Raw genomic sequence first — 23,009 nt, 5'->3', positions numbered from 1 at the left:
CAAAGTACACCGACCCATAGACGGGGGGCTTCGGTGTCGAAATAGCCGATGTCGGTGAAGTGAAAGACCTGGCGATTGTTCACGTAGTCCTGAGGGCGGCGCTCAACCTCCACGCGAGCGTGGTAGTGAAAGCCTCTCTTCTCGGGTAACGAACGAATCACCCACTCCCGATGCGTCACCTGCCATGATACGTCGGTCATTCTGACTTATATGGACGCCTCCCCGATTGCCAGGTGCGACCATTCTCCGTAGTAAGTGGGTCTTCTACGCGGCGCAAACCGCGCAACCGGGTTGATACGTTCGACCATGAGCCATTAGCGCTGGAACCCGCATCAGTCGCCTCGCACGTCGTTCTCGCCACTCCATGCGGCGGGCCGATGTTCGATCGTCGTCATGTCCGCCGCGGCTTATGATTTTCCACGAGCCGACGCTCATTGGCTGCAGTCATAGTCCTCTTTGGCCTCTACGCTTCGATGCATGTTTCGCAAGCAGTCCATGTGCCTCGGCGGTTCGCATATGCGTGTCCGAAAGACGCGGTCAACGGCGCACACTCGTGCGCGGATTCTCGGCCACCCTCGAAAATGGGGACGTTTGCGCGGGATGCTTTCCTGGCTAGCACCCAGCGTGCGGGAGGGGTTACTGAAATCCAACTCGATTACGTCTGGTTCATCGTACGCGTAGATTGTTCTTTCGCGTCGTCGGGTACGGATTGATCAACTAGCTAGAAGGACCTTGCGCCAATCAAGGTTCACTCAGAACGATGGACTTGTGAACATTCTCGTAAGGATGTTGCTCACAACCGCTTCGGCTGAAGTCTTCGACAGCTCGTTGGGCATGGTAATGGTGAAATAGAGGACGTCGTCCATCAATGCGATCGTGGCAAGTGCCTGGGCGGCACAGGCTCCTGGCACTTGCATGTTGACGTGCTTGCAGAACTGCTCGATGAAGGAGGCGATCATATCGCGCTTTTCTAGCCAAAGGACGTTCATCTGTTGTCGGAACTTCGCGTCACGCATGGCATGCAGGCGTGCCTCGGCCCACATGACGTAGTGGTTGTCGTCGCGATAACGCTGCGCGTATAACAAGGTGAGCTGCTTTCGCAGGTCCTGGCTGGACGAACCGGCCTCTAACAGCTTCCGCAAGTTTTCCTGGATGTTCTGGTGATCGAGACGGAGCAGTTCGACGAACAGGTCGCTTTTGCTGTCGAAGTTCGAGTAGAACGCACCGCGGGTATAGCCGGCCCGGGCGGCGATATCCTCTACGCTCGTGGCGGCCAACCCCTTCCTGGCAATGCTCAAGGCCGCTGCACCGAGCAGGCGCCTGCGGGTCTCTTTGCGGGTTTCTTCCCGGGTCAATCGTTTGCGTGACATGCGATTAGGCGGTGTGGACGAAACGCTGCGCTTCCAATTCTTGATGGCAAGTGACTGGAGGGACCTTTCGACAGGTAGCCGCTCCGCTGCGCGGGCGAAGCGGAGTCCTCATCAACGGCCATCGAAGAACAAAGATTGCGAAATTTCCGGCGCCGCTTTGCGTGCTTTCGGCGCGTGCGCTAGCTACCTGGTGGCGACCGTCGCTTCGGATTCGCTGGGTTGCCAACCACCCCCGAGCGCCTTGAAAGCAGCGACTGCTGCGCGGGCTGATTCCGTTTGTGCCTGCACTCGCGCATCGGAGGTGCGTAGCAGGCTGTCGTCGGCCTGCAGGACTTCAATCAGACTGACCACGCCTTTTTGATAGGCTGCAAACGAGGCAGCTCTTGCGCGGCCGAGCGAGTCCACGCCCTGCGTGAGCGCAGCAGCCTGTTCCTCGCGCTTGACCAGTGCCGAAAAAGCGTTCTCCACGTCCTCAGTCGCATGTAATGCGGCAAGCCGATAGGCAGCCAGCATCTCGGCCTCCTGACCCTTAGCCTGGCTGATCTGCGCATTGATCCGGCCGAAGTCGAACAAACGCCAGCGCAGACCCAGCACGCCGGCGGCCTGGCTGGCGCCGCTCGTGAACAGATTGCCGCTGGCCACGGATGTCGCGCTGCCGATCAGTCCACTAAGGGAGACCTTGGGGTAGTACTCGGCGATGGCCACTCCGATACGTGCATTCGATGCGGCGAGGTGTCGCTCGGCCACGATCAGGTCTGGCCGCCGCCTGAGCAACTCGCGCGGCGATCCGGTGGCTCCGATCTGCGGGGGGACGGGGATGTCGCCAGCTTCGAGCAGCTCGGCCCGATGTACGCCGGGCTGCGCGCCGAGCATCACATCCAGTGCGTTCATGGCCGCGTCGAGGCCCGTCTCGAGGACCGGGACCGAGGCCTGGACCTGGGCAAGCGCCCCCTCGGCCTGTCTTACCTGAAGCTCGGCTGCCAACCCCTTGCCATACAGAAGGTTGATGGTGGAGAGCAGATCCTGCTGCGTCTGCACCTGTAGCCGCGCGACGTTCAGACGGGCTTGCAATCCGCGGATGCTGATATAGATGTCGGCGGTCTGTGCCGCCACGGCCAGGCGTGTGGCCGCGGCGCCGGCTTGCGAAGCCTCGTACTCGGCGAGCGCCGCTTCCCGTCCACGACGCAGGCCTCCGAACACATCCAGTGCCCAGCTCGCGCTGAGATTGGCTTCGTACTGGTTGCCGTAGCGGTCGAAACCGGGCGTCGAGTTCAAAACTCGCCCGAGGGGCGTTTCAACGGACTGGTAGACCCTGGCTGCCTGGCCGCTGACATTGCCGGAAGGCAGCAGCGCGGCATTCGCCGCCCCAAGTGCTGCACGTGCCTGGGCGACACGAGCAGAAGCTTGCGCGAGGTCAAGGTTCTGCTCCAGCGCAAGCGTGACGAATCGCGTCAGTTGCGGATCGCCAAACGCCGTCCACCAGGTGACGAGGTCCGCAGTGGCCGTTGCATGCCGCTGATCGACCGCAGTCTGGCCCATGAACCGCTCCGGCATCGGTACATCGGGCCGAACGTAATCGGGACCTACCGCGCAGCCTGCCGAAAGGCTGGCGACGATAAGCATGGCAAGGGTGCGTTTGGGCAGCATGAGCTTCTTCCGGGCGACGAGGACGAGTAAAGGTGACTATAATACAATGTAGTCACTTGTTGTCGGTTTTTGGGGGCGGCGGTAAGCTAGGAACCATGAAAAATGCAGCCACCTATCCCATTTCGGCCCGCGGCCCAGCCGACCATGACGTGCGCGATCAGATCGTTGCCGCGGCCACCGAGCACTTCAGCCGGTATGGCTACGAGAAAACGACCGTCTCTGATCTCGCCAAGTCCATCGGCTTTTCCAAGGCGTATATCTACAAGTTCTTCGAGTCCAAGCAGGCTATTGGCGAGATGATCTGCGCGAACTGCCTGCGCGAGATCGAAAGCGAGGTCAAAGCTGCCGTCGAAGAGGTCGACCGGCCGCCAGAGAAACTGCGGCGGATGTTCAAGGCGATCGTCGAGGCGAGCCTTCGCCTGTTCTCCCAGGACCGCAAGCTTTACGAGATTGCAGCGTCGGCCGCCACCGAGCAATGGCAGGCGACGCGCGCCTATGAAGAGCGCATCCAGAAGCTGCTCCAGGACGTCCTCCAGGAGGGGCGGCAAAGCGGGGACTTCGAGCGCAAGACGCCGCTGGACGAGACCGCGATGGCGATCTACCTCGTTTTACGCCCGTACCTCAACCCGTTGATCCTGCAGCACAGCTTCGATTACACCGAGGAGGCGCCGGCGAAACTGTCCAGTCTGGTGCTCCGCAGCCTCTCACCTTAACGCACACCATTTGTGACCGTTGACTATGTTGGTCACTAGAACCATAATGCGATCCATCATCCTTTCGTCGATGGGTCTTTCATGCTTGCGCGCCGCCTCGCTACCTCAGCCGTCGTCTTCGCCTTGCCGTTTGCGCTGGCCGCTTGCGGCGCAAAAGCACCGCCCGATCCGCGCACGGAGGCGCCGCTGGTGCATGCCGCCATCGTTCGGGACGCACCGCCTGCCTCGCGCTCATTTACCGGAACCGTAGCCGCCCGGGTGCAGAGCGACCTGGGGTTTCGGGTCTCCGGCAAGGTGCTCGAGCGGCTGGTCAACGCCGGGCAGAGCGTCAGGCGCGGCCAGCCGCTCATGCGCATCGACCCCGTCGATCTGAAGCTGGCCGCGCAGGCGCAGCAGCAGGCCGTCGCTGCCGCGCGGGCACGGGCGCAGCAGACGGCAGAGGATGAAGCGCGCTACCACGATCTGCGCGGCACGGGCGCCATTTCCGCCTCGGCCTACGACCAGGTCAAGGCCGCGGCCGATGCTGCCAAAGCCCAGCTCAGCGCAGCCGCAGCCCAAGCCGACGTCGCGCTTAATGCGAGTCGCTATACGGAGCTGGTGGCCGACGCCGATGGTGTCGTCATGGAAACGCTGGCCGAGCCCGGGCAGGTCGTCAACGCCGGGCAGACCGTGGTGCGCCTGGCTCACGCAGGACGTCGCGAGGCCGTCATCCAGTTGCCGGAAACCCTGCGCCCTGAGGTCGGTTCCGTAGCGCAGGCAACGCTCTTCGGCAAGCAGGACGTCATGGTTCCCGCCGAATTGCGGCAACTGTCCGATGCTGCGGACCCGCTCACCCGCACCTTCGAGGCTCGGTACGTGCTCGACGGCACGCTGTCCGATGCACCGCTAGGAGCAACGGTCACCATCCAGATTCCGGATGCGCGTCGTTCCGTGCCAAGCGCGCTGAAGGTGCCGCTTGGCGCCCTTTTCGATGCTGGCAAGGGACCGGGAGTATGGGTCGTCGACGGCGAGCCGCCAAAGGTCTCCTGGCGGGCGGTCACGGTCGAGCACGTGGATGACGACGACGTCCGCATCAACGGCCAGATCAAGCAAGGCGACCGGATCGTCGCGCTCGGCGCGCATCTGCTACGCGAGGGTGAACTGGTCCGTGTGGCGGGCCAGGCTCCTGTGACCGCAACCGAGGGAGCCCGTCCGTGAGCGAAGGTCGTTTCAACCTTTCCGCGCTCGCTGTGCGCGAGCGCTCCATCACCCTGTTCCTGATCTGCCTGATCTCGCTGGCCGGACTCGTTTCATTCTTCAAGCTCGGCCGTGCCGAAGATCCCGCCTTCACGGTCAAGGTGATGACCATCATCACTGCCTGGCCGGGGGCCACCGCGCAGGAAATGCAGGACCAGGTCGCCGAAAAGCTCGAAAAGCGCATGCAGGAGCTGCGCTGGTACGACCGTACGGAGACCTACACAAGGCCGGGCCTCGCCTTCACGACCTTGACCCTGCTCGACAGCACACCGCCTTCGGAAGTGCAGGAACAGTTCTACCAGGCCCGCAAGAAAATCAGCGACGAGGCAGGCAACCTGCCGCCTGGTGCGATCGGGCCGATGGTCAACGACGAATACGCAGACGTCACCTTCGCGCTGTTTGCGCTCAAGGCCAAAGGCGAACCGCAGCGCCTGCTGGTACGCGACGCCGAGACGCTGCGCCAGCGGCTGCTGCACGTGCCAGGGGTGAAGAAGGTCAACATCATTGGCGAGCAGGCGGAGCGGATCTATGTCGAGTTTTCGCATGACCGTCTGGCAACGCTGGGCGTCAGTCCGCAGGACGTGTTCGCCGCGCTGAACGGCCAGAATGCGCTGACGCCCGCCGGCTCGGTGGAGACCAGGGGCCCGGAGGTGTTCATCCGCCTCGACGGCGCGTTCGACGCGTTGCAGAAGATCCGCGATACGCCCGTCGTGGCGCAGGGACGCACGCTGAAGCTATCGGACATTGCCACCGTCACGCGTGGCTATGAAGATCCGGCGACGTTCCTGATCCGCAACAACGGCGAACCTGCCCTGCTGCTGGGCGTCGTGATGCGCGACGGCTGGAACGGCCTCGACCTGGGTCGCGCGCTGGACCGCGAGGTGGGCGCGATCAACGGCGGGCTGCCGCTCGGCATGAGCCTGACCAAGGTCACCGACCAGGCCGTCAACATCAGTTCGGCGGTCGATGAGTTCATGGTGAAGTTTTTCGCGGCCCTGCTGGTGGTCATGCTGGTGAGCTTCGTGAGCATGGGCTGGCGCGTGGGCCTGGTGGTTGCCGCGGCCGTGCCGCTGACCCTGGCGGTGGTCTTCCTGGTGATGCTCGCAACTGGCAAGAACTTCGACCGCATCACGCTGGGATCGCTGATCCTGGCGCTGGGCCTGCTGGTGGACGACGCCATCATCGCCATCGAAATGATGGTGGTGAAGATGGAAGAGGGCTACAGCCGCGTTGCCGCCTCCGCTTATGCCTGGAGCCATACCGCGGCGCCGATGCTGTCCGGCACGCTGGTCACGGCGGTCGGCTTCATGCCCAATGGCTTCGCCCGATCCACTGCGGGCGAGTACACGAGCAACATGTTCTGGATCGTCGGGATCGCGCTGATCGCATCGTGGGTGGTCGCCGTGGTGTTCACACCTTACCTCGGCGTCAAGATGCTGCCCGACTTCAGGAAAGTCGAAGGCGGCCACGACGCGCTTTATGACACGCCGCGATACAACGGTTTCCGTCAACTGCTGAAGCGCGTCATTGCGCGCAAGTGGCTGGTCGCCGGTTCGGTCGTGGGCCTCTTCGTGCTGGCCGTCCTTGGCATGGCGGTAGTCAAGAAACAGTTCTTCCCGATCTCCGACCGCCCTGAAGTGCTGATCGAGGTGCAGATGCCGTATGGCACGTCGATCGCCCAGACCAGCGCCGCCACAGCGAAGGTCGAAGCCTGGCTGGCGAGACAGAAGGAAGCGAGAATCGTCACCGCCTATGTCGGTCAGGGCGCACCGCGGTTCTACTTCTCGATGGGACCGGAGCTGCCCGATCCATCATTTGCCAAGATCGTGGTGCGCACGGACAACCAGGACGAGCGCGAGGCACTCAAACAGCGGCTGCGCCAGGCAATCGCCGATGGGCTTGCCCCTGAGGCGCGCCTGCGCGTCACGCAACTCGTATTCGGCCCGTATTCGCCGTTCCCGGTTGCTTACCGGGTCACGGGTCCGGACCCGGACAAGCTCCGCGGTATCGCGGAGCAGGTTCAGCAGGTGATGGATGCGAGCCCGATGATGCGCACCGTCAACACCGACTGGGGCACGCGCACGCCCACGCTGCACTTCACCTTGCAGCAGGACCGGCTGCAGGCCGTGGGGCTGACATCGAGCGCGGTCGCGCAACAACTGCAATTCCTGCTCACCGGCGTGCCTGTCACCGTCGTCCGCGAGGACATTCGCACGGTGCAGGTCATCGCGCGTTCGGCCGGCGAGGTCCGGCTCGACCCGGCGCGGATCGGCGACTTCACGCTGGCTGGCGCCAACGGCCAGCGCATCCCGCTGTCGCAGGTGGGCAAGGTCGACGTGCGCATGGAGGAACCGATCATGCGCCGGCGCGACCGGATGCCGACGATCACCGTGCGCGGTGACATCGCCGATGGCTTGCAGCCGCCAGACGTATCGACGGCGATCACGAGGCAGCTTCGGCCCATCATGGACAAGCTGCCGGACGGCTACCGCATCGAACAGGCTGGCTCGATCGAAGAATCAGGCAAGGCGACGACAGCCATGTTGCCGCTCTTTCCGATCATGCTGGCGGTCACGCTGCTCATCATCATCCTGCAGGTGCGCTCGATCTCCGCGATGGTCATGGTCTTTCTGACCAGCCCGCTGGGACTGATCGGTGTCGTGCCAACCTTGATCCTTTTCCGGCAGCCGTTCGGAATCAATGCGCTGGTCGGCCTCATTGCGCTATCGGGGATAGTGATGCGCAACACGCTGATTCTGATCGGCCAGATTCACCAGAACGAACAGGCCGGGCTGGCTCCGTTCAATGCCGTGATCGAGGCAACCGTGCAGCGTGCGCGACCCGTGATCCTGACCGCGCTGGCGGCGATCCTGGCGTTCATCCCGCTGACCCATTCGGTGTTCTGGGGGACGCTCGCGTATACGCTGATCGGTGGCACTTTTGCAGGAACGATCCTGACCCTGGTGTTCCTGCCGGCCATGTATTCCATCTGGTTCAGGATTCGGCCGGGCGATACGACTAATCTGCGCAGAGCCAGGCATGAGCAGGCGCAGCCTGCGAAAGAAATGCCGCAGGATGTGCTCGCTGCCAGGCAATGAACCTTGGTTGCAAGATCGATCGGAGCGGCTGATCCGCTATTTATCCCATTCACCTGCATCGAACGGAACTGTCATGTCGAATTCTAAAGTCGTCGTTGTTACTGGTGTGTCGTCGGGGATCGGACGAGCCACCGCGGAGAAGTTTGCCAGCCGGGGTTGCCGGGTATTCGGCACCGTACGCAACGCTACAACCGCGCGATCGATACCCGGTGTTGTGCTGGTCGAGATGGATGTCCGTAACGACGCCTCAGTGGAACATGCAATCCAGAGCGTCATCGCGGAAGCCACGCGCATCGATGTGCTTGTCAATAGCGCGGGCGTGACGCTGCTCGGCGCGACGGAAGAAACGTCGATTGCCGAGGCTCAGTCGCTATTCGATACCAACGTTTTCGGGATTTTGCGCACAACACGCGCGGTACTGCCGCACATGCGCTCGCAACGTTCGGGAAGAATCGTCAATGTGAGCTCAGTGCTGGGCTTCCTTCCGGCTCCGTACATGGGGCTCTATTCAGCATCCAAGCATGCCGTCGAGGGAATGTCTGAAACCTTGGACCATGAGGTGCGTAAATTAGGAATCCGCGTGGTGCTTGTCGAGCCTTCCTATACCAGGACCAATCTGGATCTCAATGCACCGCATGCGGCTTCCAAAATCGCAGCCTATGACGATGAGCGCGCCATCGTGTCCCGCGCGATTCAAAAAAATGTCAATGAGGCGCCGGCACCTGATGGCGTCGCAACCACGATTGTCGATTCCGCGTTGTCCGCATGGAGAATGAGGCGCACTCCAAAAGGCCACGCTTCTCTCCTAAGCAAATTGCGTCGCTTCATGCCTGCCGGGCCCGTCGACGCAAACCTGAGAAAGACATTTGGACTCTCGTGAAGTCGCCTACCGATTTCACGTCGCAGCAGCCAGGTTGAAACGCGTCGCTCGCCGAGCCGGACCACTCGCGGCCACCGCGACATCGAGGAAGACGGTGCGCTCGGAAGGATTGGCGAACGGTCTGGCCTCAGAGCGGTCTTCCTCGTCAGCGCGGTGATAGACGACGTCGTGACCTCGCAAACTCATGTCTGGACTGCCAACCGAATTTAAAAATCGCTTTCGCGAATATCACGATTGATTTACAACGCCAGAGAAAATTGGTGTGGTCTCCTATATTCGCCGATCCTATTTTGTCTGATAAAAACGCGCTTAAACCATATCTAATTCCCGATAGAACAAATCAATATCGCGCCAACGTTTGCGCATTCGATAGGCGGGGCAATCCTGGCTTCAGTTCATTAAGTCTGCCGCCGTAAATGCATATGCGAGGCGCATCAGTTTTCACGGGCGCGGCCGCATACCGGTGCGTGACTCGGGCATCAAGAACGATCGCCCGCATTTACGTGTCTTTCCGTCGAAAATGGAAGCGAAAAATGATCCTGAATAACTTGTCTGTGAAGACAAAGCTTACGGTGGCTTTCGGAGCACTGGCCGTTGTTGTACTGCTCGTTTCAGGACTCGCTTTGAAGGAGCTGAACGACGCGAATGACCGCTTTTCCGGCTACATCAATGGTATTAACGCACGGGCCACGGTGGCTGAAGGGGTCCGCACCGCAGTTGATGATCGTGCCGTGGCGGTGCGCAATCTGGTGCTGGTCACCACGCCTGAGGACATCGAGCTGGAAAAGGCCGCCGTCATCGACGCTGAACGCAGAGTCGAGGCTAACCTGGAAAAGTTCAATGCCATGGTAGCGGGCGCTTCCGACATGAGCGACAACGCACGCAGACTCGCGGCCGAACTTCCCAGGATCGAGGCGCTTTACCGCCCCGTGGCCCTGGAAATCAACAGGCTGGCGGTGAGTAATCAGCGCGACGCGGCGATTGCGGCAATTGATACCAAATGCAGGCCACTGCTTTCGGCTCTGATCAAGGCGTCCAACGAGTACGAGGACTTCACCCGTGAACGCGCACAACAAATGGTCCGCCAATCGAGCGATCAATTCGCGACTCAGCGGAATCTGCTGATTGCAATCTGTCTGGCTGCGCTCGTGCTGGCGGTCGTGGCAGGTGCAGTCATCACCCGCAGCCTGCTACGCGCTTTGGGCGCCGAGCCCGTGGCACTGGTCGAAGTGACGCAGCGCGTGGCCGGCGGCGATCTGAGCCCGGTGCCGGGGGCGAACAGTGCGCCGACCGGAAGCGTGCTCGCCTCGATGGGCAAGATGCAGGCTAGCCTCGTTCAGCTGATCGGTCAGGTTCGTACTTCCGCCGACAGTATCGCGACAGGTTCGAGCCAGATCGCGTCGGGCAACGTGGATCTTTCCACGCGCACAGAACAGCAGGCTGCGTCACTGCAGGAAACTGCGGCAAGCATGGAGGAGCTGACGTCAACGGTGAAGCAGAACGCCGAGAACGCACAGCAGGCGAGCTCGCTCTCGGCCAACGCATCCGAAGTGGCGGGACGGGGCAACCAGGTCGTTGGCGAGGTGGTCGATACGATGAGCGAAATCAGGACGAGTTCCACCAGAATCGCGGATATCACCGGGATCATCGAGGGGATCGCCTTCCAGACCAACATCCTCGCACTGAATGCCGCGGTGGAGGCCGCCCGTGCAGGCGAGCAGGGACGTGGGTTCGCGGTGGTCGCGAGCGAAGTGCGCAGCCTCGCTCAGCGCTCGTCCAGTGCCGCGAAGGAGATCAAGGATCTGATCAACGCGTCCGTGCAGAAGATCCAGAATGGGTCGTCGCTTGCCAACGAGGCGGGGAAGACAATGGCGGAGGTGACACAGGCCGTGGCGCGGGTGACCGACATCATGGGAGAAATCGCAGCCGCGTCGACCGAGCAAAGCCGCGGGATCGAGCAGGTCAATCAGGCGATTACGCAGATGGACGAAGTGACGCAGCAGAATGCCGCGCTGGTGGAGGAAGCGGCGGCGGCGTCGAAATCGCTCGAGGATCAGGGCAGGCAGCTGAACCAGGCGGTTTCGTTCTTCCGTCTGGATTCCCAGGCCGCTGCGCACGCAACGGGCGGAGCTGCTGCCCCGGCAAGCGTCCCGGTAGCACGGCTGCGGACCGCGCCGCGAGCACCCCGGAATAGGGCAGCCTACACGTAACGTTGCGCTCGGGAGGCGGTAGATGTTGGCGAGATGCGGCTCGTGCGCAACCAAAAAGAGCGAGCCGCGGTACTTCTGAACCGATCGAATCCAGGCATCGCTGTAATGCGACGATGGTGCTGTTCGATCAGATTATCGAGCTACTTCGAAGAGCGCGCCTCCGTGCCCCTAGGCTGCAGGACATCAACAACACTCATCCCACGCACGGCCCGGTTGACCCGCGCACTTTCAATTCCACCGGCACGGCATACCCTTGTCGCGTCGGTCGTCCATCCAGCGCATCGAGCAGATGCTTCGCGGCGACCGTGCCGATCTCGCGCGTGTCCACATGCATCGTGGTCAGTGGCGGCCGCGCTTCGCGCGCGATCGCGAGATCGTCGAAGCCGGTGACCGAAAGCTGCTCGGGTATCGCGATGCCGAGTTCTTCCGCCTCCCGTAAGACGCCCAGCGCAATATGATCGTTGCCGCAGATCACGGCGGTTGGACGCGGCCCCGGTTGTTGCCAGAGCGCGCGCAACGCCCGCCGCCCGAAATCGAGCGTGGATTCACCCTCGATCAGATGCTCCGGCCGAACCGCGAGACCATGACGTTCGAGCGCGACGCGAATTCCCGCGAGCCGCGCCTGCACGCGGTCGTTATCCCGCGTCGGCTGGATGCAGACCGCGAATGACCGGTGGCCGAGCGCGACGAGATGCTCGGTGATCTGCTCATAGGCCGCGCGGTTGTCGAAGCCAATGCAATCGTGGGGGCTTCCCTCGCGCCACGCATAGAGCACGACGTAGGGCACGCGCCACACGCGCAGCGCTTCGAAGAGTTCCGGCGGATGCACTTCGCCCACGACCGCGATAGCCTCCACGCCACGCGCGAGCATCGCGTGAACCTGAGAGAGCGCTTCATTGGGGTTGTAGTTCGAACATCCTAGAAAAAGGGTGATGCCGCGCGCGGCGAACTCCGCCTGCATGCCGCTCACCTGCGAGGCGAAGACCTGATCGTCGAGCGTGGGAATCACGATGCCCGCAATGTGACTGCGGGTGGACGCGAGCGCGCGCCCGGCCGCATTCGGAAACCAGTTCAGCTCCAGCGCGGCCTGTTCGACGCGCTCGCGCACGCTGTCGGACACCTTGCCGGGCTCGTTGTAGACGCGCGATACCGTCGCCGTGGACACGCCCGCGCGTTTTGCGACATCCGACAGGACAGGGCGGCCCGCGCCGCGGCGGGCGCGCACGCCGGCCGAACGTCCGGTCGGCGACGGTTCTTCGAGAGTGGCGGAGTCAGAGGAGCGAGGCATCAACGGTGTGATTCGAAAAGAACGCCCGTCATCTTACCCGCGACGGGGTGACGGATGGTCAAAACCCGGCGGCGATGCGCGAACGGAAATGCTCGGTGCCTTCGACGATACGGTCGAGCACCGCGTCGAGCGCCCAGAAGCGCTCGCGCACGTCGTAGTCGATTGCGCGGCAACGAATCGACTGAAAAGTGCCGATCCGCTGGTGATACATCTTCGCGAGCGCCGGATAGCCGAGCGCCTCCGACACCGCCGCGAGTACGAGAAAAGTCGAAAGCTCGTGTGCGAGCGCCGGATTCTCGTCGGCGCGGTTGCGCAACCAGTTGTACAGGTCCGGATGAAAGTTCGTGAACACACCGTTGAAACCCGCCGAGCCGGCTTTCATCGCGTCCCACGCGATCGCGGCATTCGCGTTCAGGATCTTCAGGGGCGAGCCCTTCGCCAGCGCGACGCGGCGCTTCACGGTGTCGAGATCGCAGCTGACGTCCTTCAGCATCACGAAGCGGCCGGTATCGATGCACATCTTGAGCTCGTCGTCGGACAGCAGGCGCCGGTAAGGAGCGGGGCACTCGTACAGCCCCAATGGAATGTCGGAAGGAAGGCGGCTCATCAGGCGACGCAGGTTCGCCGTGAACGCTTCGGTGCCTTCGCGGCGCGGATCGAGCCGGTTCGTCACCAGCACGATGCCGTCCGCGCCCGTCGCCGCGGCCGCGTTCAGCTCCTCGGCTTGCGCCTCCGGATCGTCGCTGATATGGCCTGAGACCACGACCGGCGCACGGCCGGCGACGCGCTCGACCACGAAGCGGCCGAGCGCGGCGCGTTCGTCGAGGCTCAGGAATTGCATTTCGCTCGACTGGGCGACCGCGAAGAGCGCGTCCGAGCCATGCGCGAGATACCACTCGATCAGTCGTTCGAGCCCGGCATAGTCGATGGTCCCGGCGTCGTCGAAAGGCGTCAGCATGACGGGAACGATGCCTTCGATCGAGCGCGTCGAGCGCGGCAGGGAAGTGGGGAGGGTCATGTCGGTGTTGTCCTCTTGAGAATTGAAAATGACGCTTCTCAGGCGTGAGCGCGAGCCGGCGTACCCGGTTCGGTCTCGAACTCGATCGGCTTGCGCACGAGGAAGAGATAGCTCATTGCGCCGACGAAGGCGATTCCCGCGGCCGTCAGCAAAGCCGGCACGAAGGACCACGCCTGCGCGATGTAGCCCGTGAGAATGGGCGCGAGTGCGCCGCCGAGAAAGCCGCCGAAGTTCTGGATGGCGCCGAGCGAGCCGACGCGGTTGGCCGGTGCGGCTGCGGTTGCCAGTGCCCATGAGCAGGCTGATGCTGCATTGGCGAGAAAGATCACGACCGAGATGCAGACGATGGCGATCGTATTGCTTTCGACGAGTGCGGCCGGCACGGTGAACGCCACCATGCCGAGCATCGCGATGACGACCGCGTTGCGCCTGCTCGCCACCGGCGAGGCGCTCCTCTTCGTGATGAGGTCGGAGAACCAGCCTGCGCAGAGCGCGCCGAGAAAGCCGCAGAAGAAGGGCACCGAGGCCGCGATTCCCGTGTGCATCAGAGTCATGTGGCGCTCTGTCGTCAGGTAGCCAGGCAGCCAGGTCAGATAAACCCAGTTCAGATAGACCGAGCCGAAGAAGCCGATCAGCATCCCCCAAGTCGTGACGTTCGAGAACAGCGCGCGCCAATCGGCGAAGCTGAGCTGCTCGGCAGGCTTCGTCTGCGCGGCGTCGCCTTTGAGGTAGTGCAGTTCCTCTGCAGTGAGCGCAGAGGGGTTTGGATCACGATAGATAGCGAGCCAGATCACCGCAACCGCGAGACCGAGCGCGCCGGTAACGATGAAGGCCCAGCGCCAGTGAAATTCCACGACGAGCACCGACAGGCACAGCGGTGCGAGCGCCGTGCCGAGCGGCGACGCGGAATTGAAGATGCCGGTCGGCTTGCCTCGCGCACGCAGCGGAAACCAGTTGCTCACGACGCGCGCCGCCGACGGAAACTGCGGCGACTCGCCGATGCCGAGCACGATGCGCGCGACGACGAACCAGCCGAAGGTGGACACGATGCCGCCCGCGGCCTGCGCGAGCGACCAGATGATCAGGCCGACTCCGAGCAGCCTGCGCGGTCCGATGCGATCGACGAGGCCGCCGACCGGCAGTTGGAAGAGCGCGTAGCTCCAGGAGAATGCCGACAGCAGCAGCCCCATTTCCCCGAGCGACAGACCGAGATCCTTGCGGATCAGCGGATTCGCGACCGCGAGCGTGCCGCGATCGAGATAGTTCACGATGCCACTCACCATCAGCAGCGTCAGCGCCACGATCTGGGCGCGGCGCACGCGCGCAGGTGCCTGCTCGGACACGGGGGTTGGGTTCATGCTGTCGTCTCCATATTGTGTTGTGGATAGGCTGCGATCCCGCGCAGCCGGGTCTATCGAACCGTTGCCGGGAACGCGGGTTGCGCCCGCACTTCGGCGTGGGTCGGAATGGATGCCTGCGCGCCTTGACGCGTGACGCTGAGCGCCGCGGCCCGCTGTCCGAACTCGATCGCGTCGCGAATGCTGGCGCCGCGCACGCGCTCGGCTGCGAAGCCGCCGACGAAGGTATCGCCGGCCGCCGTGGTGTCGATCGCATCGACGCGTGGCGCGGGCAGGTGACCTTCCTCCCCGGTTGTCGCGTACCAGACGCCCTCGGCGCCGAGGGTGACGATCACCGTCTCCACGCCTTTCGCACGCAGGTGCGCTGCGGCTTCACGCGCGGACGCCGGGCCATCGACGGGCACGTCCGTCAGCAAGTGGGCCTCGGTCTCGTTGAGAACCATATAGCTGACCTGCTGGTAAAGCGCGTCCGCAAGCGGCTGTGCCGGAGCCGGGTTCAGCAGCACCGGCGTGCCGAGCCTTGCCGCGACTGAAATGGCATGCCGCACGGTGTCGAGCGGCACCTCGAGTTGGCAAATCAGCATGCCGGCGGCGCCGATGGCGTCTTGCGCCGCATCGACGTGAGCGGGAGTAAGCGCGGCGTTGGCGCCCGGCGAAACGACGATCGTATTCGCACCGTCCGCGGCCACCGTGATGGCGGCGATGCCGCTCGACATGTCGTCCACCATGTGCAGGTGCGCCGTGTCGATGTGCTCGCTGTCCAGACGCGCGCGGAGATGAGCGCCGAAGTCGTCGTCTCCGATGCAGCCGAGCATCGCCACTGAAGCGCCGAGCCGCGCCGCTGCGACCGCCTGATTGGCGCCTTTGCCGCCGGCGAATGTGGCGAACCCGCCCCCGAGCAAGGTTTCCCCCCGCGCCGGCAGACGCTCCGCGTGCACCATGAGATCCATGTTCGCGCTACCCGCGACGATGATCCGGACCGAGGAGGGTGCTTCGCTGGAGCGCATGTTAGCGCTTACATTTTCAATAGTTTCCAAGGATGACATGCAATGAGGACCGGTGAAGGTTGCAATTCGAAACGTGTTAGCGCTTACATTACCCGCCAAGGCACGACGACGCAATCCAAAAGTCACGACCCTCGGGAAGTCCCCTAAAAAGCTGATGACATGGCGCCCATTCACTTGTCAAAGCCAGATCCAAATGTCGGGGGCGGGAGCGCGGAGGGGTTCTGTGACTGCGGCTAAGCGGTCAAGCGTCTCCGTTAGCAGCGCCCGGAACATGTCTGGCACTGGCTGAGTCTCCTCGTAAAGTACCCGGCTATCAGACTCTTCGTCCTGCCTTTTCTCGGCGAAATGTCGGATCATCAGGGGAGTAGAGATACCACCGCGTTCGCCAAGTGGCCGCCCGTTCGAATCGAAGTAAGGACGCTCCCGCTTCCAATCGGTAGGCAAACAGCCCAACTTTGCCTCCGCGCATTCCGGCAATGATCAATGTACGCAATGCAGCGAAGCGAAGTACGTCCATGAACGTACGCGGCTCTTCGGTCATTACGATGCGGGTGAGGTTCGGCTCCCCCTTGCCTCGACAAAGGGTAGCTAGTTAAGAAGGAATCAGAGCAAGGAGATGACATGACAGAGCAAAATGCTTATCAGGTGACCGACTGGAATGGTCAAAGCGGGGAGCGCTGGGTCGCCAACCAGGCCCGGCTCGACGCTATGGTGGCGGTGTTCGGCCAGGCCGCGATAGAAGCCGCCGCGCCCGCGGCGGGCGAGCGCGTGCTGGACGTCGGCTGCGGCGCGGGCGCATCGAGTCTGGCTCTGGCCGCCCGCGTCGGCCCGAGGGGCCAAGTGCTGGGCGTGGACATATCCGAACCGCTGATCAGCCGGGCGCGCGCGCTTGCGCCACAGGATACGCCGGCCCTGTTCCGGGTGGCCGACGCCAGCAGCGCCGAGTTGCCCGAGGGCGCGTTCGACATCCTGTTCTCGCGTTTCGGCGTGATGTTCTTCGACGATCCGACAGGAGCGTTCGCCCATATGCGACGCGCGCTGCGGCCGGGGGGGCGGGTCGCTTTCGCCTGCTGGCGCGGCGCGGCCGAGAACGATTGGGTGCGCCTGCCGATGGGCGCGATCAAGGGCATCCTCCCGCCGAGCGCGCCGCCCGATCCCGAAGCGCCCGGCCCATTTTCGTTCGGCGACCGGGGGCGGGTGTCGCGCATCCTGACCGCAGCCGGCTTCGCCGATATCGCTATCGCGCCCTTCGATGCTTCCGTCCCGTTCGGAGAGGGCGGGACGCGGGACGCTGCGATCGACGACGCGGTGAAGATGACGCTCGAGGTCGGCCCACTGTCGCGCGCGCTCGTTGATCAGCCCGACGACATCCGCGCCCGCGCGTCGGCCGCGGTTCGCGCCGCCTTCGCGGGCCTGCCCGGCGAGCGGTCGGTGATGATCGACGGCGCGGCGTGGATCGTCATGGCACGCAATCCGGCACGCTGACAGGGATTAACAGGGGAGAAACCCCCTCGGTGGAGCTGGGCGTCTTTGGCCGCTCAGATTGATGTCCCTTCTGGCCGATGAACGAGCGCTCGCGTTGTGACAATCAGATGGCCTGTTGTGAAGCAGAGCCGACTCCTGAGCGGCCTGCCGGCCGCGCATGTGACCGGTAGTTTGTGGCCGGACTGAGTCCGAGGGGTCGGGCTCAGTTCGACTCACATGTGCCCTTCGACCCAACGCGATCACTACGGCAGCTTCCAAAGTGGAACAGCCATTCGAACAACGATCTTGGCCCCGAAGTTCTCGGCCTTGCTGCCGTTTGGGTTGCTGAACTGATGAAAGACGGATCGAGCCCGTGCCTACGGCCGCTGTCGCGCGGTCGAGTTTCCCATGTAAGGCTTTGCGATAGACTGCCTTGATCCTGGAGGGGTTTGTCGTGGCTGATCTCAAAACCGTGCTGGTCCGTTCGAACGTCGCTTGCACCCTTGTTTGCATGTCGCTCCTGGCGCACGCCGGGATGTCGTCAGACTCAGCCACTGTTCCCAATGCGATTGAGCCTGAAATTTCCGCCTCTGCAGATGTCCTGTCGACTCAGCCTTTCGTCGGCGACGACCCGGTTGCCATCAGGGACGCTTTGGCGGGCCAGAGATTCGATGCCGACTCGCGTTCGTTGAGCGCTCGCATCAGGAACCTGATCCACGTCCCTGTCCTTAAGGCGCCCAGCGAGCTCGACTCGCCGAAAGCCAGTCTCGAGCGCGACCTTGCTTTCGTCGTACCTGCGCCCTACGGAATCCGATATCAGTCAAAGACGCACCTGTTGACGGTAGACGTAGATCTAGCCGACGACAACAAGCCGGGAGCGATCCTACTCAAGAAAACCATTACCGGACAACGCGGTCGAGGGCTGGTGGTGGCGCCAGAGGCGAAGGCTAAGGGGTACATCCAACATATCGATCTGATTGTGCTCAAGTCCGGTGAACGGACCAAAACCAAGGTTCACGGACGCGTGACACTCTCGCAGGCGGCGTTCGACGAAGCGAATGGAGACTTCGCGATTGTGCTGATGTGCAGCATGGCGCCGCCTTACCTGACCGACCGACGCGAACATAGCGATCCCAGCAATGACGAGCCCACCGACATCACGACAAGAACCTCGACCCTTTACACCGACATTCACGCCATCTGGTTGGTGAGCCCGCAGCGGGGTATCGTGCTATCGAAGAAGCTGCGTCTGTCGAAGTAAAGAGCCATGGGCAACGCGTCGCTACACCCTCTCTCGTTCGAACGTCATCGGAGTCAGACTAATCAAATATCCGAAATCGACCCTCCGGTCAGATGACCTTCTCCAAACCGGTCAGTCAAATAAATCCAGTTTTCGCGAACCGGAGTGCCAATAAGCGGCCGTTGGCGACTTCACCCCATCGGCCATGAACGGCCGGTCGAGGTCGTCGTCCAGTTAGGCTGACCGAGGTTTCATCCGGCCTCGCTCAATGGCCGGTTTGCAGCGAGCAAATTTCAGAGGGCACTGCCTCGATGCGGCCAAACTGAGCCATTCCGGTATGACCGGCGAGCGTCGGCTTCCCGCCAGACTTCAGACCGAAGAGCGACATTTGAACAGCACGAAGAACTACGCGTTTCACTAATTGAGCGGTCTCGCACTTGCATGGAAGTCGTTCGTGTCTTCCTCCGAGCGAGCAAGGAGTATCCTTCCAGTGAGGCCGACGCATTTCGGTTTCGTCTCCCGGAAGTGCAACTGCCTGCAAGGCAGGTTTCAAGCGTCGAAGCACCCTTCAATGGAGAGTAGGCAGGTGGCCGTCGAAGGTTGCCGTGCGGCCAGACGGAAAAAGGAGGCAGGCATGAGCACTTGCAGCGAACCGCATCACGCACACCATGACCATCAACATGGCCCGGGCTGCGGACACACCGCAATCAAGCATGGCGATCACATAGACTATCTGCACGATGGCCATTTGCACCATCCGCACGGCGATCACGTGGACGAACACAAGATCGACGTTAGCGCAAAAAATCCGGACCAATGCACACCAGACTGCGGTGGCCATGAACCGGGCCACATCCACGGCCCGGGCTGCGGACACGACCCAGTACCGCATGGCGATCATGTCGATTATCTGGTTAACGGCCATCTTCATCACCCGCACGGCGACCACTGCGATGACCACGGTCCAGTGGAACTCGCCTGAGCGTTATTGAAGCGTGGGCGGGTCCGGGAGTGTCGTCGCCGCGGCCGCAATCGAAGTGCCGACTGTGGGCCCACGGGCTTGTGCAAACCCGACGACGGTTTGAAGTTGTATGCCGTTTATCGCGAGTTGGGGAGGCACGATCTTGCGAGCGCTGCTTCACCGCTTCGCCTCCATCGGCTCGCCGAGCACGAATGGGCCGCCCTGGAAGCGTTGCGCGGGGTCGTCGTGCGAGTCGCCCGGTGCAGTCGCGGGGAAACGTTCTGCAAACTGCGCAGCGCTGTCGCGCGGGTTGAAGCCGAGGAAGCTGGCTTTCGTATTGTCCCACCACTTGACCGGATTGTTCGACGCGCCGTACACGACCACGTGCCCGACGCGGCTCGTGAACAGCGAACACCGCACCAGTTCGATGAAGTCGCGATAGCTCAGATACGTGACGAGCATGCGTGGATTCTTCGGCTCTTCGAACGACGAGCCGATTCGCAGGCACACCGTCTCGATGCCGAAACGATCGTAGTAATACCGCGAAAGCGCCTCGCCGAAGCACTTCGTCACGCCGTAGAGGCTGTCCGGGCGCTGCGGCGCGTCGGTGTCGAGCACTTCGGTGACCGGATGAAAGCCGATCGCATGATTGGAGCTCGCGAACACGACGCGCTTGACGCCGTGCTTGCGCGCGGCCTCATACACGTTGTATGTGCCGGCAATGTTCGCTCCGAGCAGATCCTCGAACGGGGCGTCGATGGAGATGCCGCCGAGATGCACGATCGCATCGACGCCCTCGACGAGCTGCATCACCGCCCGCCGGTCCGCCAGATCGACGATGGTCGTTTCCTCATGTGGCGCGGGTTCGCTGAGCTTCGCGATGTCGCTCACGCGCACGACATCGGCCCAGTTGGCGAGCGCGCCGCGCAACTGGCGGCCCAGGTTGCCGGCGGCGCCGGTCAGAAGCAGACGCCGGAAGGGCTTGAGCGACGCTGTGGTTGTTTGGTTCATCAAGAAAAATTCCTGAAAAAAGATAGTTTGGAAAACGTTTTCCAAAACGACGGGCGATATGCAGCGCCAATTGTCGAGCGCATCGCCAGCAGCTGGGCGGTTTAAGCTGGTGGCATTTGCCCGCTGCCCGCGTTTCCTGCGACAATCTGTTAACAAAATGGAAAACGTTACCTTCCGCATGAAAAAACTCTTTCCAACGATTCGTGACGTCGCCGCTGCGGCTGGCGTGTCGGTCGCCACGGTGTCCAAGTACATCAACGGTGCGCAGCGCTTCTCCGCGCCGGTTGAGGCGCGCCTGAAGGCGGCGATCGAGGAACTCGGCTACCGCTCCAATCCGCTTGCGCGATCGATGATCACCGGCCGCTCACGCACCATCGGGCTGACCATTCTTGACATCAGCAATCCGCACTTCACGAATGTCGTGAAGGGCGCCAACCGCGTCGCGCTGCGCCACGACTACACGCTTCTGCTCGTCGACACCGACGAAAACCAGGCGCGCGAGCGTCCGCTGATCGAAGCGCTCGCGCAGCGCGTCGACGGCCTGATCGTCAGCTCGCGGATACCCGACGACGAGGCGCAGTGGCTGCTCCATCTCGACAAGCCACTTGTGCTGTTGAGACGTAGCGATGCGCTGCCGCTCCCGAGCGTCGGCATCGACAACCGGCTCGCAACCTACATGCTCGCGCGGCATCTGCTGAACCTCGGGCATCGTCATATCGCCTACCTCGGTTTCGGGCAGGCGCGCATCAACGACGAGCGCATTCGCGGTGCGCGCGAGTGTCTCGAGGAAGCCGGCCTCACGCTCGACGTGTACGACGCTCACGCGCCGACCGCGCATGCAGGCGAGGACGCGTGCTCGCGCGTGATGCTCGGTCCGCGCAGGCCGCAGGCGGTGATCTGCTACAACGACCTGATCGCGCTCGGCTTCATGAAAGAGGCGGCGTCGCTCGGCATCAGGGTGCCGCACGAGCTGTCGGTGACCGGCGTCGACAACGTCCCGTACGGCGAGTACGCAGCGCCCGCGCTGACCACCGTCGACATCCAGAGCGAGAAGATGGGCGAGCTCGCGATGCAAAAGCTTATCGACGCGCTCGCGGGCCACTCGGTGGCCGGGCATTCGACGTTCGAGCCGAGGCTCATCGTCCGTGAATCGACCGCGGCCTGCGGCTGACACGCCTCGCGCCTTCACGCGTCGAGCTTCGCGGGCGTCATGCGCGGCGTCAGCATCTGCATCACGGCCAGGGCGACGAGGTAGGCAAGTGCGCCGATCGCGAACAACACCCAGTAATGGCCGGTGCGTTGCAGGACCTGCCCGATTACTTCCGAAAACAGCACCGCGCCGATCGAACCCGCCATCCCGCCGATGCCGACCACCGCGCCCAGCGCGCGCTTCGGGAACAGATCGGACGCCGTGGTGAAGAGGTTCGCGGACCAGCCCTGATGCGCTGCCGCCGCCAGTCCGACGATCGCGACTGCGCCCCAGAGGTTGTCGACTTGTGAGACGAACGCGATCGGCAGCACGCAGCACGCGCAGATCAGCATCGCCGTCTTGCGCGCGGCGTTCACGCTCCATCCTGAGCGCAGGAACGCCGAAGAGAGCCAGCCGCCGCCGATGCTGCCGAGGGTCGTCATCGCATAGATGCAGACGAGCGGCAAGCCGATGTGCTGCATGTCCATACCGCGCGACTCGTTGAGCCACTTCGGCAGCCAGAACAGATAGAACCACCACACCGGATCGGTCAGGAACTTACCGATCAGGAATGCCCACGTCTGGCGCTTTCTGATCAGTACACCCCAGCCCGGCGCGCGGGCATTCACGTTGGCGGCATCGAGCACCTCGACTTCGTCCTGCCCCTCCTCGAGGGAGCGCGGGTCGGCGGATCGGTAGAACGCGAACCATACGGCCAGCCAGACGATGCCAATCGCCCCGACGATCACGAACGCCGCGCGCCAGCCGAACGCCAGCGCGAGCGGCGGAATGATGGCGGGCGCGAACACCGCGCCGATATTGGCGCCTGAGTTGAAGATGCCGGTCGCAAGCGCGCGCTCGCGGCGCGGGAACCATTCGGCAGTCGTCTTGATGGCGGCCGGGAAGTTGCCGCCCTCGCCGATGCCGAGCAGCGCACGCACCATGGCGAAGCCGGTCACCGAGCCGACCGCCGCGTGCAGGACTGCAGCCACGCTCCATATCAGCATGGCGAGCGCGTAAGAAATGCGCGTGCCCAGCCAGTCGACGATGCGGCCGAAGCACAAGAGGCCGACTGCGTAGAACGCTGAGAAGGCGATCACGATGCGGCCGTACTGCACCTGGGACCAGCCGATGTCGTGCTGCAGCACTGGCGCGAGCAGACCGAGAATCTGACGGTCCATGTAGTTGATCACGGTCGCGAAGAAGAGCAGCGCGCACACCGCCCAGCGGTAGCGGCTGGCGGTGCGGGCGAGCCCGATGACGGCGGTTTGCATGTAAGTCTCCGTTGCGCGGCGTCGCTCGTCGCGCCGCGCTATGTG

At 63.0% G+C, this 23,009-nt stretch carries 18 protein-coding genes; 8 read left to right on the top strand and 10 right to left on the bottom strand.

Features of this window, described 5'->3' with window-relative positions; genetic code table 11:
- Nucleotides 1-752: 752 nt before the first annotated feature.
- Complete coding sequence (locus G5S42_RS33715; RefSeq protein WP_176111094.1) at nucleotides 753-1,370, bottom strand: TetR/AcrR family transcriptional regulator; 618 nt, start codon at nucleotides 1,368-1,370, stop codon at nucleotides 753-755.
- Between the two features lie 183 nt (nucleotides 1,371-1,553).
- Complete coding sequence (locus G5S42_RS33710; protein WP_176111093.1) at nucleotides 1,554-3,017, bottom strand: efflux transporter outer membrane subunit; 1,464 nt, start codon at nucleotides 3,015-3,017, stop codon at nucleotides 1,554-1,556.
- Between the two features lie 95 nt (nucleotides 3,018-3,112).
- On the opposite strand from G5S42_RS33710, the gene G5S42_RS33705 reads away from it, so the two are divergent.
- From G5S42_RS33705 to G5S42_RS33690, 4 genes are all read left to right on the top strand, one after another.
- Entirely contained in the window at nucleotides 3,113-3,730 is a 618-nt protein-coding gene (locus G5S42_RS33705; RefSeq protein ID WP_176111092.1) for a TetR/AcrR family transcriptional regulator, read from the top strand.
- Nucleotides 3,731-3,811: 81 nt separating this feature from the next.
- Complete coding sequence (locus G5S42_RS33700) at nucleotides 3,812-4,927, top strand: efflux RND transporter periplasmic adaptor subunit (protein WP_176111091.1); 1,116 nt, start codon at nucleotides 3,812-3,814, stop codon at nucleotides 4,925-4,927.
- Nucleotides 4,924-8,064: an efflux RND transporter permease subunit gene (locus G5S42_RS33695; protein ID WP_176111090.1), complete on the top strand. Its 3,141-nt coding sequence runs from the start codon at nucleotides 4,924-4,926 to the stop codon at nucleotides 8,062-8,064. Before G5S42_RS33700 ends, G5S42_RS33695 begins: the two co-directional genes overlap by 4 nt.
- Nucleotides 8,065-8,137: 73 nt before the next feature.
- Entirely contained in the window at nucleotides 8,138-8,944 is an 807-nt protein-coding gene (locus tag G5S42_RS33690) for an oxidoreductase (RefSeq protein ID WP_176111089.1), read from the top strand.
- 15 nt (nucleotides 8,945-8,959) lie between these two features.
- Here G5S42_RS33690 and G5S42_RS33685 read toward each other — a convergent pair whose 3' ends face one another.
- Nucleotides 8,960-9,130, bottom strand: coding sequence for a hypothetical protein (locus G5S42_RS33685; RefSeq protein ID WP_176111088.1), 171 nt, complete (start codon nucleotides 9,128-9,130; stop codon nucleotides 8,960-8,962).
- 347 nt (nucleotides 9,131-9,477) lie between these two features.
- Here G5S42_RS33685 and G5S42_RS33680 point away from each other — a divergent pair, with 347 nt between their 5' ends.
- Complete coding sequence (locus tag G5S42_RS33680) at nucleotides 9,478-11,154, top strand: methyl-accepting chemotaxis protein (RefSeq protein ID WP_246392256.1); 1,677 nt, start codon at nucleotides 9,478-9,480, stop codon at nucleotides 11,152-11,154.
- A gap of 193 nt (nucleotides 11,155-11,347) precedes the next feature.
- Here the strand turns inward: G5S42_RS33680 and G5S42_RS33675 are convergent, their stop codons facing one another.
- Genes G5S42_RS33675 through rbsK form a run of 4 tightly spaced genes read right to left on the bottom strand, consistent with a single transcriptional unit; the run spans nucleotide 11,348 to nucleotide 15,825 of the window.
- Nucleotides 11,348-12,442 carry a LacI family DNA-binding transcriptional regulator gene (locus G5S42_RS33675; protein ID WP_176111087.1) on the bottom strand — a complete coding sequence of 365 codons (1,095 nt, stop codon included), beginning with the start codon at nucleotides 12,440-12,442 and terminating at the stop codon, nucleotides 11,348-11,350.
- 58 nt (nucleotides 12,443-12,500) lie between these two features.
- A complete protein-coding gene (locus tag G5S42_RS33670; protein ID WP_176111086.1) occupies nucleotides 12,501-13,460 on the bottom strand; it encodes a Dap2 family DHDPS-related protein in 960 nt (319 codons plus the stop codon).
- Between the two features lie 38 nt (nucleotides 13,461-13,498).
- A complete protein-coding gene (locus tag G5S42_RS33665; RefSeq protein WP_176111085.1) occupies nucleotides 13,499-14,818 on the bottom strand; it encodes an MFS transporter in 1,320 nt (439 codons plus the stop codon).
- Nucleotides 14,819-14,871: 53 nt separating this feature from the next.
- The gene (gene rbsK, locus G5S42_RS33660; RefSeq protein WP_176111084.1) at nucleotides 14,872-15,825 is read right to left on the bottom strand and encodes a ribokinase; all 954 of its coding nucleotides are present in this window, start codon (nucleotides 15,823-15,825) and stop codon (nucleotides 14,872-14,874) included.
- 621 nt (nucleotides 15,826-16,446) lie between these two features.
- On the opposite strand from rbsK, the gene G5S42_RS33655 reads away from it, so the two are divergent.
- Nucleotides 16,447-17,310 (top strand): class I SAM-dependent methyltransferase, encoded by an 864-nt coding sequence (locus G5S42_RS33655; RefSeq protein WP_176111083.1) that lies wholly within the window; start codon nucleotides 16,447-16,449, stop codon nucleotides 17,308-17,310.
- A gap of 433 nt (nucleotides 17,311-17,743) precedes the next feature.
- On the top strand, nucleotides 17,744-18,550 hold the full coding sequence (locus G5S42_RS33650; protein WP_312883674.1) for a hypothetical protein: 807 nt from the start codon (nucleotides 17,744-17,746) through the stop codon (nucleotides 18,548-18,550).
- 547 nt (nucleotides 18,551-19,097) lie between these two features.
- Here the strand turns inward: G5S42_RS33650 and G5S42_RS33645 are convergent.
- Both G5S42_RS33645 and G5S42_RS33640 read right to left on the bottom strand, forming a co-directional pair.
- A complete protein-coding gene (locus G5S42_RS33645; RefSeq protein ID WP_176111082.1) occupies nucleotides 19,098-19,490 on the bottom strand; it encodes a hypothetical protein in 393 nt (130 codons plus the stop codon).
- Between the two features lie 177 nt (nucleotides 19,491-19,667).
- Nucleotides 19,668-20,501 (bottom strand): NAD-dependent epimerase/dehydratase family protein, encoded by an 834-nt coding sequence (locus G5S42_RS33640; protein WP_176111081.1) that lies wholly within the window; start codon nucleotides 20,499-20,501, stop codon nucleotides 19,668-19,670.
- Nucleotides 20,502-20,658: 157 nt separating this feature from the next.
- On the opposite strand from G5S42_RS33640, the gene G5S42_RS33635 reads away from it, so the two are divergent.
- The gene (locus tag G5S42_RS33635) at nucleotides 20,659-21,672 is read left to right on the top strand and encodes a LacI family DNA-binding transcriptional regulator (protein WP_246392254.1); all 1,014 of its coding nucleotides are present in this window, start codon (nucleotides 20,659-20,661) and stop codon (nucleotides 21,670-21,672) included.
- A 14-nt stretch (nucleotides 21,673-21,686) separates the two neighbouring features.
- On the opposite strand, the gene G5S42_RS33630 is transcribed toward G5S42_RS33635, so the two are convergent.
- Nucleotides 21,687-22,964 (bottom strand): MFS transporter, encoded by a 1,278-nt coding sequence (locus G5S42_RS33630; protein WP_176111079.1) that lies wholly within the window; start codon nucleotides 22,962-22,964, stop codon nucleotides 21,687-21,689.
- Nucleotides 22,965-23,009: the final 45 nt, after the last annotated feature.

Origin of the sequence: Paraburkholderia youngii, from assembly GCF_013366925.1 — a bacterium.
Taxonomy (GTDB): Bacteria; Pseudomonadota; Gammaproteobacteria; order Burkholderiales; family Burkholderiaceae; genus Paraburkholderia; species Paraburkholderia youngii.
Note: the sequence above shows the minus strand (reverse complement) of the source record. Positions and strands in the feature narration are given on the sequence as shown.